The following is a 16,138-nucleotide window of genomic DNA, read 5'->3' as shown; positions in this document are numbered from 1 at the left end:
TAAGATTCCTTTGTTTGTTCTTTTCTTTTCCATTGATGACCTCTCGACTCCGCTCGAGGTGACATTGAAACAAAAATTCTTCTTATAGCGTTTTTTTGCCAAAGTTGCAATGATTTGTAGGAATTGATGTTTTTACACGAATTTAACTCAAATAAAAATTCTATCTTTAAACCATGACTACATTTATTATTGTACTTATTGGTATTTATTTAATTTTTGTTTTAAGTAGTTATTGGATACGATTTGTAAATTGGTTAATGAATCCAATGATTAAAAGAACCGAAGAAAGGGAAAAGGAATGGCAAGAGAAAAATAAAACCTGAATAATATTCAGATTTTATTTTGATAAAAAGATTGCTTCAATCGTTCCTCTTTCGCAATAACGGTATTTTTGCAATAACAAAATAGTGTTTAACTCTTTACCATCTTACCTAAAGACTCTAGCAATTGAGGTTCTCCTTCTAGTGCAATTCTTGCAATAGCGTAGAAATCGCTCATCCATTTATCTAATTCTACAAAAGCTTTGTTTTTAGTTTTGGTAGCATTTTGTGAATTTCCTTTGGCTTGAATATAAGCTGCTCTTAAATTCTCTAACTCATTTAATGCAGCTATTTGGTCTGTAACATGCTGTTCTGTTATTTGTAATGTGGCTAATTTTGCTAATACATCTGGTTGTGCATTTAATGTGTTGTAAAATAAACTTACTGTTTCTAACCATTTTACATAGGTTCTTGGCAAACTGCCCTTTAAACCTAATTCTCTAAAAACAACTGCATCTGTTTTAAATACTACTTTAGCCTTTTTACGGTCTGTACTATAGGTACTATCTATTTCAACTCTCTTATCTTCAAAGGCTTTGTAAGCATTAAGTTTTATGTCTTCTAACTCTTGACTTTGATTATAGAGTGTTTTAGCTGTACTTAATAAGGCTTTGCCTTCGTCAATTTTTGCAGTATTGTAACCCAAAGCTTCCATTAAAGGTTTAATAATAGGATTGGTTTCTACATTTTCTAATGCAATTCTTGTAATTTCTAAAATTTCTGTTTGTGAACGTGTGTTTTTAAGTGCCATAGCAATTTATTTAAGTTAATTATTATTTTCTTTTTCAAAAGTGAGGATACAATGTGTTTGATTTAGCTCTCAAACCTATTGCGTAGGTTTCCTTACTCCTTAAATATAACAACAAATGTTTTAAATAGCCTTGCTTTGTTAATAAAACCACTTACAATGTTAATAAGGAGCTTTACATTTTAATAAAACGGGGTTACAATTACATAAATTACAGTTACAATTAATGTTATTGTACTTGCAATAAAAGAAAACTACTTTACAAGTACATAGGTGCTATATATTTTGATAAAATTTATGGTTTGGGTTTAAAAGTTATTATATTCGTTGAGTAGAAAAAATAATTTTGAAAAAGCACTATGAAAGGAGAAAGCTTAACCCCACAACAAGAAAAACTAAACGCTTTAAAACAAATATTACCAGAAGTTTTTGCTGAAGGCAAAGTAGATTGGGAAAAATTAAAAGCTACTCTTGGAGAAGATATAAACTTCTCTAACGAACGCTACGTTTTAAATTGGGCAGGAAAAAGTGAAGCCTTTAAAGTATTGCAAACACCTACCACAAAAACACTTGTACCCGCCAAAGACGAAAGTGTAAACTTTAACGATACCGAACATATTTTTATTGAAGGTGAAAATTTAGAAGTATTAAAGGTGCTACAGAAAAGTTACTTTGGTAAAGTAAAAATGATTTACATAGACCCACCATATAATACAGGAAACGACTCTTTTATTTATCCTGATAAATTCTCTGAAACCAAAGAAGACTACGAAAAACGTGTTGGCGACAAAGACGAAGAGGGAAATAAAACATCTGACTCGTATAAAAAAAATAGCAAAGAAAACGGACAATACCATAGCAATTGGCTAAATATGATGATGCCTCGTTTGTATTTGGCTAAGAATTTATTAAAACAAGATGGGGTTATATTTATTTCTATTGATGACAACGAAGTGCATAATTTACGTTTATTGATGAATGAAATTTTTGGAGAAGAAAATTTTATAGCAGAATTTATATGGAAATCTAGGTTAAGTGAAGATAATAGAAATTTAACAGGTGCTTCAATAGACCACGAATATATCCTAGCTTATAGAAAACAATCAGGTGTTTTAACAGGAGTTAAGAAAGATTTAGCAAAGTTCTCAAACCCTGACAATGACCCAAGAGGTCCTTGGAGAAGTTCAGATTTAACAGGCTTATTAACAATTGACCAAAGGCCAAATTGTCACTATGATTTAACAAATCCTGAAACAGGAATTACATATAAATGTCCACCAAAAGGATGGAGAAATGAACCAAAAACAATGGCTACAAAAATTTCTGAGAAAAGAATATTATGGCCATCTTCTTCTGATGGTAGACCAAGAAATAAGCTTTTTGTAAATGAAATGGATTCTTTAATGAAAAACATTTCTACCTTAATAACTAAAGTTTCTACAAATGATGGAACTAAAGAAGTAGCTAAATTAATAGGAACAGGTTTTTTCACTTTCCCAAAGCCAACAAAACTTATCAAGTTAATTTTAAACCAAGTGATTTCTAAAGACGATATTGTACTTGATTTCTTCGCAGGCTCAGGAACTACTGCTCATTCTGTAATGGAATTGAATAAAGAAGATGGAGGTAACAGAAAATGCATCTCTGTGCAGTTACCAGAATTGTGTGATGAAAAAAGTGAAGCCTATAAAGCAGGCTACAAAACTATAGCTGATATTGCCAAAGAACGTATTAGAAGAGCAGGTAAAAACATCTATGATAAAAGCCAAAGTGAAATAGCAAGATTGCAAGCAGAAATAGAAGTACTAGACAATGAGATACAATTGGAGAACACTTTAGATAAAATAAAAGAGTTACAAGAAAAAATAACAAGTTTACAAAATCAAGATTTAGGTTTTAAAGTCTTAAAACTTTCTGACAGTAATTTTAAACAATGGCAACAAATTACGGGCAAGGACAAACAAGCATTAGAAGAACAAATGCAACTTTTTATTGACCCAGTAGCAAAAAATGCTACGATTGAAAACATGGTGTATGAATTGTTGCTAAAAAGTGGTAAAGGTTTAAATAGTACTATTTCGCACGTTTCGACAAGCTCAACGCCCGAGGGTTTTTATGCTATCAATGAAACAGAACTCATATTGGTTTTGGAAAAAGCCAATCAAGAAATCATTGACGCAGTAATTGCCAGCAAGCCACAAAAAGTAATTGCCTTAGATAAGCTTTTTAAAGGCAACGACCAATTGAAAACCAATGCGTCTTTGCAAATGAAAGATGCAGGTATAGAATTTAAAACGATATAATATGAAATTAGCGTTTGATTCTAATCTGCAATATCAGCAAGATGCTATAAAGTCTATAACAGATTTGTTTGAAGGGCAACCTTTGGAAGATTCCATTATGGAGTTTAACTTTAAAGAAGCAGGCACGTTAGACCTTATAAATGGTGTGAGTAATAATTTAATTTTGTCTGAAGACCAGATATTATCCAATCTTCAAACCATTCAAGAAAAGAATGATATTGAGCAATCAACAAAATTAGAAGGAATGCACTTTTCTGTTGAAATGGAAACAGGAACAGGAAAAACCTATGTGTACTTGCGTAGCATTTATGAATTAAACAAACTTTATGGATTTAAAAAGTTTGTTATAGTTGTTCCGTCTGTTGCCATTAGAGAAGGAGTTTTGAAAAATTTAGAAATAACACATGAGCATTTTCAAAATTTATATGATAATATTCCAATAAATTTTCAAGTGTATGATAGTTCTAAAGTTTCAACTTTAAGAGGTTTTGCAACCAATAATAATATTGAAGTTTTGGTTATTAATATTGATTCTTTTGCCAAAGACCAAAACATCATCAATCAACCCCATTATAGAGCTAATGGGCGAAAACCCATAGAGTTTATACAAACTGTGAATCCGATAGTTATTGTGGATGAACCACAAAATATGGAAACAGAAAAACGTATTACGGCAATTGAAAATCTAAATAGTCTTTGTACACTTCGTTATTCAGCAACTCATAGAAATCAATATAATTTAGCTTACAGTTTAAATCCTGTAAAAGCTTATGATTTAGGCTTGGTTAAACAGATTGAAGTAGATTCTATCGTAGAAGAAAACGCTTTTAATGATGCTTTTGTACAAGTAGATTCTATAAAAGCAACCAAAACAAAAATAACGGCAAAAGTTTCAATCAATATCAACGATAAAGGAGGCGTAAAAAAGAAGTCTGTTGCTGTTAAAGTTGGAGATGATTTGTATAAACTATCTAACGAACGAGAAATTTATGCAGATGGTTACATCATTGAAGAAATAGATGCAACAAACAATTGCATTTCAATTTCAAACGGTAATTTATTGTACAAAGGCGATAGCCAAGGAGGATTGAATGATGAAGTAATGAAATTTCAAATCCGCAAAACGGTTGAAGAACATTTAAAAAAGGAAAAACGACTGAATAAATTAGGAATTAAAGTGCTTTCGCTCTTTTTCATAGATAAGGTTGCAAATTATCGTCATTACGATTCGGCAGGAAATCAAAACAAAGGAAAATTTGCAGAATGGTTTGAGGAGATTTATGAAGAATATATTGCAAAACCCGCATTTAAGGAACTTAATAAATTTACTGTAGAGGAAACACATAATGGTTATTTTTCTCAAGACAAGAAGGGTAAATGGAAAGACACTAAAGGCGAAACCAAGGCTGATGACGACACTTACAGTTTGATAATGAAAGATAAAGAGGAGTTACTGAATATTGATAATTCACTTCGCTTTATATTTTCGCATTCAGCACTTAGAGAAGGTTGGGATAATCCAAACGTATTTCAGATTTGTACATTGAATGAAACCAAATCTGACGTTAAGAAGCGTCAAGAAATTGGACGAGGTTTGCGTTTAGCGGTTGACCAAACAGGACAACGAACTTATGACCAAAATATTAATCGGCTAACCGTAATTGCAAACGAATCTTATGATGATTTTGCAAAGACATTACAAAAAGAAATAGAAGATGATTGTGGTGTTGAATTTAAAGGCAGAATTAAAAACAAACGTGAAAGAACAGCTATTAAATACAGAAAAGGATTTGAAGCAGACCCAAAATTCTTGGAGATTTGGGAAAACCTTAAAAAGAAAACCACTTACAGAGTTGATTATAAAACGGATGAATTAATTACGTTAGCTTCAAAATCAGTAAAAGATTTACCTGAAATCAAAGCACCTTCTATTCGTTCAACTAAGGTCAATATTAATATGACTGACGAAGGAATAGAAACAATGTATGCAGGAGATAAGGTAGAATCTTATGACAGCTATTCTTGGAAAATACCAGATGTTTTAGGGTATATACAAAGCAAAACGGAATTAACTCGTTCTACCATTCAAGAAATTTTAAGTAAATCAGAAAGAATTGGAGATATATTAATCAATCCACAATTATTTTTAGACTTAACCACTCAAGCCATTAAAAGAACTTTATATGATTTGATGATTGATGGAATCAAGTATCAAAAAATTGGAGGTTCTGATTATGAAATGGCTTTATTTGAAGCTCAGGAATTAGAAGTTTATTTGAATGACTTTTCTTTTAAAGTAGCGGATACTTCAAAAACGATTTATGAAGAGTTTGTGCCATTAGATTCTGGAGTTGAGAGCAGGTTTGCACAGGATTGTGAAACAAGCGACCAAATTAAGTTTTATTTTAAACTACCTAATTGGTTTAAAATTCCTACACCTATTGGAAATTACAACCCAGATTGGGCTTTGGTATTTGAAGATGATCAAAAAATTTATTTTGTAGCAGAAACAAAGGACACAGGAACGCCAGAAGTTGATGTAAAAAAATTAACTCCAGACGAACAATTAAAAATAAAATGCGGAAAAGCACACTTTAACGAATTTGAGGAGTTAGAGTATAAAGTAGTTAATAAAGTGGGGCAACTTATATAAGGTTTAATCATTGCAATTAAAAACTTCTTATAAAAGATGTTGTTCTATATGCTGACAGAAAATAGCATTAGAAATTGAGTTACAGTATATAAAAGAAGAGATTGCTTTAGTTTTCTATAATAACAGTGAGTTAAGATACCTTTGTTTGTTCTTTTCTTTTCCATTGATGACCTCTCGACTCCGCTCGAGGTGACATTGAAACAAAAATCTAGACTTATTATAATTTTATTGAATTCTAAAAGATATTACACTATCGCGTCCAGACCGTTTCACTCTTTGGACACTTAGCCGTTTCATCTCTTTTGAATTCTTACTAAAATTATAAATATGTCGGGGCTGGATTCGTGAATATGCATCTATTCCATTTTTTTAAAGTCTATTGTTTAAAAACAATATGTCAACACAACTTTTAAAAACTGAATTCTACAAACAAATCCAATTAGGAAAAGAAGCATTAAAACTAAAAAACTATGCTGTTGCTTTTTATCATTTTGAAAACGCACACATTCTTGGACAAAAACATGTATGGCGACATACAATTAGTCATTATTGGATGTTTGTCTTTGGAATAAAAACCAACAATGGTAAAGAAATAATTGGACAGGTATTTAGAATGCTTGCTTCTCTTCTGTTTACTTTGATTTGGGTTCCGCGTGGTAATACTGGAGGCACAAACATTTCCCCGATTAAACCAATTCCTGTCAGAAAAGAATTAACAAAATATTTCTCTAAATAATTGCATCTTTTTTGTACCTTTTTTGTCTATTAGATGAATTCTAAAACATATTATCATGAAAAATAAAAATGAATGTACTTGTAATTGCGAAGGTTGCAAAACAGGAAGTTGCTCTAATTGCACTTGCGAAAATTGTTCTTGTAATAATTGTAATTGTTAAAGTTAGAATGTCTCCTTGAGCGGAGTCGAAAGGTTATAAATAGTTCTCGACTCCGCTCGAACGGACATTATATATTCAAATGAAATTTCTATGACCACACAACAAGTTTGGAAAACCTATTCTGAAGATTTAAAAAGATTTATCATCAGCAAAGTAAAAGATATTGCTATTGCTGATGATATTTTACAGAATACGTTTATTAAAATTCACACGAAACTACATACGTTAAAAGATATTAAAAAACTAAAATCTTGGTGTTTTACTGTGGCTCGGAATTCCATTTTAGATTATTGGAAATCTACCAATCAAACATTTAAAATTGCAAACTTTGAAGCTGAAACAGTTGTAGAAGAAGACGAACATACAGAAAAAGATTGTTTGCGCGGCATTTTACAAAGCTTACCCAAAAAATATCGTGACCCTATCTTTTTATCAGACATTAAAGGGTTGAAACAACAAGAAGTTGCTGATCAATTAAAACAATCTTTACCAACAACAAAATCTCAGATTCAGCGTGCACGAAAGTTGATTGCGCAAGGATTTATGGATTGTTGTGGTTATGTTTTAAATGATGAAGGAAAACTCGTTGGCGAACTACAAGAGAAAGAAGATTGTAAGGTTTGTGGGTAGAAATTTATTTAACTTGTTTCTAAACTCATTTTTCGATAACTTCGCTTACTGCTGATATAAATCATTAAAACGGATTCATATCAAAATGCACGTTGGCAACAATTAAACGAATACCGAAACTTATTGATTTACATTGATTAAAAAAACATAAATGAAAGAAGGTTTAATAAAAGATACTTACGAATCAATCATAAAGGAAATACAAACAGTTATAACTGCTTCTTATATTATTGCTGTTGGAATAGGTATGCTTTTTAATTACCAAAAATATTCAGAATTTGATATAAATATATTTAATTATTCAGACGTATTTGACTTTCTGATTGCACCGTTTTCTGATTTTTATATACTATTATTTGCCACAGCATCAATTTTATTTGTTTCTATATTAATTAAATTAGACACCTTATGGAAAAATAAATGGCCGAAATCTTACTCAAAAGCAAGCTTTGGAATTGATAAAAAATCTTGGTATAAAACATACAGAATCGTGCTTTTCATAATAAGTTTTTTCCTTTACCTATATCTATCAGCTGATTCTTATGGAAAATATACAAAGGATAGAATAAATAACCTGAATGATATTTCAATAAAATTAGCTGACAATGAAATTAAATCAGGAAAATTAATCGGAAAAACAAAAGATGTGATTTTCTTGCTTAACAACGAAAACGTTTATGCAATACCTATTTCTTCATTAGTAAAGGAAATAAAAATAAAATAAAACTGTTGCCAACAATGGCTATAAGTAATTGCTTGTTCTCGCCTACTTCTGAAAATCCTCTCGGATTTTCAGTTTGGTGTGTACTTGCAAAGTTAAGTGCTAAACCACGCAACTACTCATAGCCGAGACCGTTAGCGAAACTTATAAAATTATATTAATTTTTAATTCCTGGCTGTTTTAATTTCCAATTGGTTTTAGCTTTTTCTGCATCTACCATTGTCTTAACATCAGCTAATAATCGCTTTGCGTCGTATATGATTCCGTCTTTAATCGTGTACTTTACGCCACCAACACGAACCACTTCATTGTCTTCAGTTAATTTAATTGCTCCTGTTCCGTACAACACTTTTAAATTTACCAACGGATTTTCTTCAACAATTACAAAATCTGCCAACTTCCCAATTTGAACTGAACCTATTTTATCTTCCCAACCCAAGGCTTCTGCACCGTTTAAGGTTGCAGCTCTAATGATTTCTAAAGGATGAAATCCAGCTTCTCGTAATAATTCCAATTCTCTTGCATAGGCAAAACCATATAATTGATAAATAAATCCAGAATCTGTACCAACAGTTACTCGTCCGCCTCTATTTTTATATTCGTTCACAAAAGTCATCCAAAGTCTATAATTTTCTTTCCATTGCACTTCTTGTTCTGTTCCCCAATAATGCCAATAACTTCCGTGACTTATTTTACTCGGTTCGTAAAATTTCCATAAAGAAGGCATTGTATAATCTTCGTGCCATTCTGCTCTACGAGCGCGTTGTAAATCTCTACTTGCTTCGTAAATATTAAAAGTTGGATCTAGTGTAAAGTCTAAACTCAACAATTCATCCATTACATTATTCCAATGTTCTGAGTACGGTTTTGCTGCTTGCGCCCACAATTTACCAGCTTGTTCAAAACGATGTTGTTCATTTTGATAATTATAATCTGCCGGATAATTCTGAACTGTTCTGTCATTAAACAGCGCTTCTGGCAAACCATACCAATGTTCCATTGAAGTCATTCCTGCTCTTGCAGAATGCAATACATTCCAACGTGAAACACTTAATTGTGCATGATGCGCTGTAGATTTTAACCCTAATCTTTTATTTTCTTTGATGGCAGCATCCATAATTTCTGGCTCTGCACCAAAAAATTTAATTCCGTCTGCGCCATTTTTTGCATTCATTCGAACCCAAGCAATAGCTTCTTCTGGAGTTGTAATTGGTTTTTTAGCACCTGAACCAAAACCTGTATATTCAAAAATTCTAGGAGCAACAATTGTATTTGCTGCACTTTGTTTTTTTAATCCGATTGCATTTCTTCCACTTGGTTGTCTAACAGAAGTTATTCCGTGAGCCATCCAAAGTTTAAAAACATATTCTGGACTTGCTCCTTGAGCAGGGCCTCCAATATGTCCGTGCATATCAATAAATCCGGGCAACAAATACATGCCATTTGCATCTAATTCTTTTCCTCCTCGTTTTAATTTTGGTCTTCTACTTTCATTTATTTTTACTCCTGGATAACCCACAATCTGCATGCTTACAATTTTATTGTCTTCTACAACAATATCCATTGGTCCACGAGGCGGAGAACCATCTCCGTTTATCAACATTACGCCTCTAATTATTAATTGTGAATATGGTCCATCACCTAAATATTCTTTTTGTGAAAATCCCTGAAAACTAAAGATGAAAGCAAAAAATAAGATTAATTTTTTAGTCATGATAAAATGTTTTTAGTTGGTGTGATTTAAAATTTATTTCCAAAGAATAATGCGTTTAAAAACAACTTATTTGTTCCGTACCAAGCACCTCTAAAATTTGGATTATCAGCAAACATAACAGCTCTACCTCCACCAATTGGACTTACCAATAAAGACGCAGATGGTTTTATAAAAGTATCTAAATTCTTTTTGGTGATAAATCCATCTATATGTGGATTATCAGAATATTTTGCAATCGTTGCATACGGATTTTTACTTGGTGCTAAAAACACCATATTATTTTTATACACTGGCATTTTAGCAGTTCGATACCCAAAACCTAACGGGTGTGTTACATCTAAATCAACTTCTAAAATAATTCCGCCAATTCTATCTCTACCTCTATTTTCTCCAGCATCAACATACGGTAATCTTTTCGTTTCAACTATTTCTTTTGATTTCGGTTTTGGCTTCTTCGTAAAACTTTCTTGAACCATTTTTTTGTCTATCAACCATTTAGATCCGCCAGCAATGGTAACAATTGTGTTTCCTTTTGAAATCCAAGTTTTAAGTTTTTGCCTTTGTATAGAATCCAATTCAGCATAACTTCCAGAAACGAGAACTAATGTATTGTATTTATCCAAATTTGCTCTTCTAAAACTATTCATTCTAATTTTAGTAATTGGCATATCAACTCGTGTATCTAACAAATGCCAAACTTCTCCTGCTTCTAAAGAATTTACACCTTCGCCAATTAACATGGCAACTTTTGGCTTGCTCAACGCTCTAAAATTATTTGATCCTAAATCAATTCCTTTAATGCTATAACCACTGTTTGTTCCGAAAATTGGAACATTGTATTTGGCTTGTGCATCAGAAACAATTTGATACACTTCTGCACTCGTTTTTTTCTGTTTGCTAATCGGAATTAATAAACTTCCGTAGTTAAAACTTTTATTTCCACCTGATGTGTTTATCGTAAAAGGTTTGAATGCCGAAGCAACTGTTAATCCTTTTGATTGCATATAATACAAGGCTGCTGGCGTATTATAATCGTCCCAATCAATAATATACGCGTAATTTGCTCTTTGGATTTTTGCGTTGTTTACAATTCCGTCTGCAGATGTAATTTCTGTTCCTAAACGTACAGATTTTAATCCTTTGTATTTTATATTATAGAAATTAGCAACACTCCAAGCCGACGCATCATAATACACACTATCACTATATTTAGAATACGTTTCGAACATGGTTTGCACCATTCTGTGTTGTGGTTGCTTTAGCGGAACCACAAATTTCTCTCCTTTTTTATATACCTTAATTTTGTGCGATAATAATTGCTCTACAAATGCTTTATTACGATTCTTATCAAAAGCATCTCCAAATTCATATCCTGCAAAACCCGTTTTTGCTTTTTGAGTCATTGCAGATTTAAAAAACGTTTGTTGGTATTTTCTTAAAAACGCATTATTCTCAACCGCCGCTTTTATGGTTGCAAATCCAGAAGTAAATTGATTTCTAATGGTAAAAGCAAACGTAATTCTTCCATAATCGGTGTCTTGTACATGTCCGCGAGAACTTGCTTGTTCAAACAATAATGCCAAACCACCTTGTAAATCTGGATACGAAGAACCATAACCTGGATAGGTTCCATCAAACGATTCTTTGGTATAATAAAAAGACCCAATTTTATCCAACGCAGATGAAAAATACGGCGCAAATAAATTATTTAAATCTTCGTAATTTTCTTTTGGCATAATCGGATCTAAAGAACCAATTGGTTTCATTGGCTCAAAAAAGTGATTACTATTGGTTCCCATTTCATGGAAATCTGTCACCACATTTGGATACCAGTCGTGCATCCATTTTAATTTCCCTTTACTTTCTGGATGAACTCCCAACAACCAATCTCTATTTAAATCGAACCAATAATGATTTGTTCTTCCTCTTGGCCAAGCTTCGTTGTGTTCTGCATCTGTATTGTCAGAAACTAATTGTTTTGCTTTGAATTGATTTGCCCATTGTGTATGTCGGTCTCTTCCGTCTGGGTTAATCGTTGGATCAATAAAAATGACAGATTTATTTAAGTAATTTGTTACCTCAACATTGTTTGATGCAACCAACGTATAAGCCGTTAATAACGCTGCTTCTGAACTCGATGGTTCATTACCGTGAACATTGTATCCTAATTGAATAAAAACAGGAACTTCATCATAATTTTTTGGACTCAAACTCGGATTTACAAATTGTAAATGTTGTTGTTTTATGGATGCTAAATTTGATAAATTTTCTTTTGTAGAAATGGTTAGCATTACCAACTTTCTGTTTTCGTGTGTTTTTCCGTACACTTCTATGGTTGCTCTGTCGGATACTTCTGCAAGTTTATAGAAATACGCAACAATTTGATCGTGGCGTGTGTGTTGTTCTCCAATTGGATAACCCAAAAATTCTTCTGGAGTTGGAATTACTTTATTAAACGGCGCTTTGTCTTTAAAAAAATAATCTTGTGCTTGCGTTGCGCTACTTATGATTAGCGAAAAAAACAGTAAAAAAACAAGTTTGGTAAGTTTCATTAGATTGATTTTAAAATAATTGAACCTAAAAATACTAATAATTCGCAAATAAGAATCTTTTCTTTTCTTAATATTTCTATCAACAATAAAATTGCTTGTTTCTAAACTGCTTTTTCGGTAACTTCGTTACATGTATAAACTAATTTTGGTGTGGAAACACAAGAGTCATTAAGATGAAAACAAATAAAATAGTAATTATTATTCTTGGACTAATTATGTTGGTTTCATCTTGTTCTTCTGATGATTTTGATTTAAATCCTGAATATCCAACAGAAATTATCAATTCTTGGCTAGAATCGTATGAAGAAGATTATGGAGTTTATAGACCATCTGATTATAAAACATTCCCAGATTCACATTATAGACAGTATTTTAAGTTTATGGAAAACAATAAGTGTGAGTATTTAGTACTTTCTCCTGTAGATGCACATTATATTGAAAATGGTTTTTGGGAGTTTATTGAAGATGATAATAGCATCCATATATATAATCAAAATATGGAATTACACAGAACATTAAAAGTGGTTTCAATCTCATCTAACCATTTTCAAATTGGACACTAATAAAATATGGCGTATCAAAACACAACTTTAAGAAGTAAAAACAAGGTTTTAACATTAGATGAACTTCATTTAAGTAAAGACGTTCGAGATAAAATTAATCAACTGATTGAAGAATTTACGTATATAGATGCTCTTAAAAAAATTGACATTCCAATTGATAATAAAATTTTATTACACGGAAAAACTGGTTGCGGAAAAACTGCAACTGTGCACGCAATTGGCAAAGCATTAGATAAAGAAGTTCTTACACTAAATTTAGGCGGATTTGTTTCTTCGAGATTAGGAGAAACCGGAAAAAACATTACTGAACTTTTTAGAAAAGCGTCTTACAGCAATGCCATATTATTTATTGATGAGTTTGATTTTATTGGAAAAATAAGAGATTTTGACAATAAAGATTCTGGAGAAATGAAACGATTGGTAAATACATTAATTCAGCAAATAGATCATTTGCCAGATACTTCATTACTTATTTGTGCTACAAATCATTTAGACATCATTGACACTGCATTATTAAGAAGATTTCAACTAAAACTTAAATACGAGTTACCAACTAAAGAAAAACTTGATTTGTACTATGACGCTATTTTGACTCCTTTTTCAAAAGAGATTAATTCTGTAAAAAGAGTTTATGAAATATCGTATGCAGAAGCGAAAGACATTTCTTATCAGCAAATTAAAGCAAACGTAATTCGGTTGGAAAAAGAAAAAAAGCAAGCTTAAGAGAATTCATTAAAAACCTTACCTAGTATTTCTGAGAACAATATTTAGTTTGTTTCTAAACTCTTTTTTAGATAACTTCGCTAACTGCTGATATAAATCATTGAAACGGATTTATATCAAAATGTGTTCTACACAATTATGAGAAAATCTTTTTACATACTACTAACATTATTGGTTTCGGGAAATATTTTCTGTCAAAATTCAATAATTAATGAAAGTGATATTCCAAAACTTGATTCCATTATAAATGAATTGGAAGGAAATTATAATCAAAGTGAAACACCTAATTTTTATTCTCTTCCACAAACATCAGCTACTTATTTTAAAATAATTACAAAAGAACCAAACAATTTTCTATCTGAATTAAAGAAATCAGAGAATATTAAACAATTACAAAATAAATATAAAGGGTTACAGGTTGACAAAGATTTATTAATTATAAAAAACGTCTATTTAAATTATAAAAAGGAAAAGAAACTTGAGATAAAATCATTTGAAATTGGTAAAAGCCAAAGACATATTATTGATAGCCAAAATTATGAGATTGAAATCTTTTCAAATAAAAAACAAAATAATAGAATATATTTCTCTTCTTACCAAGAAAAATGGAGTAAACATAAAGAATCAACAATAATAAAAGGTTTCTACTTAAATCAAGAATTCAAATCAGTCGCTGTTCCAAAAAAACTTTCAGATTGGATAAACTATACAGACTTAATAGTAAGACCAGAAACATATATTTTTTATGATAATGATGACAAGTCAAATGAGTTTAAACCATATAAAATAACTATTATTGACTCATTAGTAAATTACTATGAACTAAAAACCGAAAAACCACCTTATAGAAAAGAACAAGATTATATAACTCGTAGAAACGAATTAAATGAATGGCAATCTAAAAAAGAGAAATTTGCAGACAGCCTTTATACCAATGATAGTAATTTTAAAAATCTTTTATTAGAAGCTTTAGATTACGCAGAAAAAAACAAAGTCTCAAACGGAGATTTAGAGGATTTTACTGCTCAACTTATTTCGAAGAAAAGAGCTTTGGAATTAATGAGACAAAATAGACAAGTTGGAACTGGTAGTTTTGACAACGGACCAATAGTGCAACAAAAAAGGATTGCTAGCTTGGCTTCCAAAACTCAAAATTGGAATGTTTTTGTAAAGTCGTTCTTAAACATAATGAACGATAATGTTTCCAGAAATGCAAATAGTAATATTGCTTCAAATGCAAGAAAAACGTATATAGAAGAACTTGCGAAACTGAATATAGATATTGATAAAATCTTATTAGGTTCTAACATAAGAATTGATGATACAACCCGTACCCACTATTTTTCAGATGGTAGCAAAATCGCAAAAGCATATGCTAACTTAAATTCGGACAAACAAGAATATTTCAAGAATACAGTTTTTGAAATAATTAAAGACAAAGAAATTGATGCTTTTAATAAGCTTCATTTTTATAATACACTAAAAAATTATCAATATTTTGTTAAAGACAGTATTGAAAAAATCCGGTTAGAGAAAGACATTGAAAATCTAATTCCATTTCTTCCTAAAGAAATAAAATCAAGAATTAAAAACCCCAACAAACAATTATACGATTTACTTTATCGTGAAAAGCAAACGTTAGATAACTTTAATATCAAATCCTCAATAATCGCAAATATTTATTCTTACAGTTTCGACGGAGACTGTTGGCAAGCCGAACTTATTGACAAAAACTCTGATGGTAGAATTATTTACGACTTAACAATGGCAATCGGAGAGGAAATCACACCACTTCAAAATTTCATTGACAAAAAAAATGAATTGAAATCTCGTGTTGAACAACATTCATTCTTACAGCAAATTATCAATGATAATAAAGAAAATAAGGTTTATATAAAATTTACAACCGATAAGTCGTTTGTCAATCACAGAAACAGAGTGACCGAAGATATGCCAAAGAAATTAATAGAAGAGTTAGATTTTGAAAATGCAATTTCTCTTTATGTATCATTTTCAAAAAGAAAATATGTACGCTTTGTTTTATTAAATAATGGAAACTTATTGATATTAGGAATTCCAAAGGGTTTTGAATTGCTAGACTATAAGTTTGAGGAATTGATGACTGAAGAAGAAAAATCATTCTTATCGACTTCTTATAAAAGTTTTAAATTGTTTGATGAGAAAGGAAAGATATTGAATTAAAAAATAACTGTGTACAACGCAAATGGTTAAGGCGAGTGGCGTTGAGCTTGCTCAAAAGGCACGTTAGCCTTTAGACATTCGTTTTAATCGTAGTTGTCGGCAGTATGCCGTAT

At 31.2% G+C, this 16,138-nt stretch carries 12 protein-coding genes; 9 read left to right on the top strand and 3 right to left on the bottom strand.

Annotated features, from left to right (window positions below):
- Positions 1-173: 173 nt before the first annotated feature.
- Positions 174-323 carry a hypothetical protein gene (locus ABDX67_RS11485; RefSeq protein ID WP_347175176.1) on the top strand — a complete coding sequence of 50 codons (150 nt, stop codon included), beginning with the start codon at positions 174-176 and terminating at the stop codon, positions 321-323.
- 88 nt (positions 324-411) lie between these two features.
- Here ABDX67_RS11485 and ABDX67_RS11480 read toward each other — a convergent pair whose 3' ends face one another.
- Positions 412-1,071, bottom strand: a complete 660-nt coding sequence (locus ABDX67_RS11480) for a PQLLE family protein (RefSeq protein WP_347175175.1) — start codon at positions 1,069-1,071, stop codon at positions 412-414.
- Positions 1,072-1,427: 356 nt separating this feature from the next.
- On the opposite strand from ABDX67_RS11480, the gene ABDX67_RS11475 reads away from it, so the two are divergent.
- From ABDX67_RS11475 to ABDX67_RS11455, 5 genes are all read left to right on the top strand, one after another.
- Positions 1,428-3,371, top strand: a complete 1,944-nt coding sequence (locus tag ABDX67_RS11475; protein ID WP_347175174.1) for a site-specific DNA-methyltransferase — start codon at positions 1,428-1,430, stop codon at positions 3,369-3,371.
- Between the two features lies 1 nt (position 3,372).
- Entirely contained in the window at positions 3,373-6,024 is a 2,652-nt protein-coding gene (locus ABDX67_RS11470) for a restriction endonuclease (RefSeq protein ID WP_347175173.1), read from the top strand.
- 394 nt (positions 6,025-6,418) lie between these two features.
- Positions 6,419-6,760 carry a DUF3703 domain-containing protein gene (locus ABDX67_RS11465; protein WP_347175172.1) on the top strand — a complete coding sequence of 114 codons (342 nt, stop codon included), beginning with the start codon at positions 6,419-6,421 and terminating at the stop codon, positions 6,758-6,760.
- A gap of 250 nt (positions 6,761-7,010) precedes the next feature.
- Positions 7,011-7,550, top strand: a complete 540-nt coding sequence (locus ABDX67_RS11460) for a sigma-70 family RNA polymerase sigma factor (RefSeq protein ID WP_347175171.1) — start codon at positions 7,011-7,013, stop codon at positions 7,548-7,550.
- A gap of 151 nt (positions 7,551-7,701) precedes the next feature.
- A complete protein-coding gene (locus tag ABDX67_RS11455; protein WP_347175170.1) occupies positions 7,702-8,274 on the top strand; it encodes a hypothetical protein in 573 nt (190 codons plus the stop codon).
- A 154-nt stretch (positions 8,275-8,428) separates the two neighbouring features.
- Here ABDX67_RS11455 and ABDX67_RS11450 read toward each other — a convergent pair whose 3' ends face one another.
- Together ABDX67_RS11450 and ABDX67_RS11445 are read right to left on the bottom strand one after the other, a co-directional pair.
- Positions 8,429-9,985, bottom strand: coding sequence for an amidohydrolase family protein (locus ABDX67_RS11450; RefSeq protein ID WP_347175169.1), 1,557 nt, complete (start codon positions 9,983-9,985; stop codon positions 8,429-8,431).
- Positions 9,986-10,011: 26 nt separating this feature from the next.
- Positions 10,012-12,537 (bottom strand): M14 family zinc carboxypeptidase, encoded by a 2,526-nt coding sequence (locus ABDX67_RS11445; RefSeq protein ID WP_347175168.1) that lies wholly within the window; start codon positions 12,535-12,537, stop codon positions 10,012-10,014.
- A gap of 173 nt (positions 12,538-12,710) precedes the next feature.
- Here ABDX67_RS11445 and ABDX67_RS11440 point away from each other — a divergent pair, with 173 nt between their 5' ends.
- The 3 genes from ABDX67_RS11440 to ABDX67_RS11430 all read left to right on the top strand — a co-directional run bounded on the left by ABDX67_RS11440 (position 12,711) and on the right by ABDX67_RS11430 (position 16,025).
- On the top strand, positions 12,711-13,100 hold the full coding sequence (locus ABDX67_RS11440; protein WP_347175167.1) for a hypothetical protein: 390 nt from the start codon (positions 12,711-12,713) through the stop codon (positions 13,098-13,100).
- A 6-nt stretch (positions 13,101-13,106) separates the two neighbouring features.
- Positions 13,107-13,823, top strand: coding sequence for an AAA family ATPase (locus tag ABDX67_RS11435; RefSeq protein ID WP_347175166.1), 717 nt, complete (start codon positions 13,107-13,109; stop codon positions 13,821-13,823).
- A 138-nt stretch (positions 13,824-13,961) separates the two neighbouring features.
- Entirely contained in the window at positions 13,962-16,025 is a 2,064-nt protein-coding gene (locus ABDX67_RS11430) for a hypothetical protein (RefSeq protein WP_347175165.1), read from the top strand.
- The last annotated feature ends 113 nt before the right edge of the window (positions 16,026-16,138 follow it).

Source organism: Polaribacter uvawellassae, assembly GCF_039748955.1.
Lineage (GTDB): Bacteria > Bacteroidota > Bacteroidia > Flavobacteriales > Flavobacteriaceae > Polaribacter > Polaribacter uvawellassae.
Note: the sequence above shows the minus strand (reverse complement) of the source record. Positions and strands in the feature narration are given on the sequence as shown.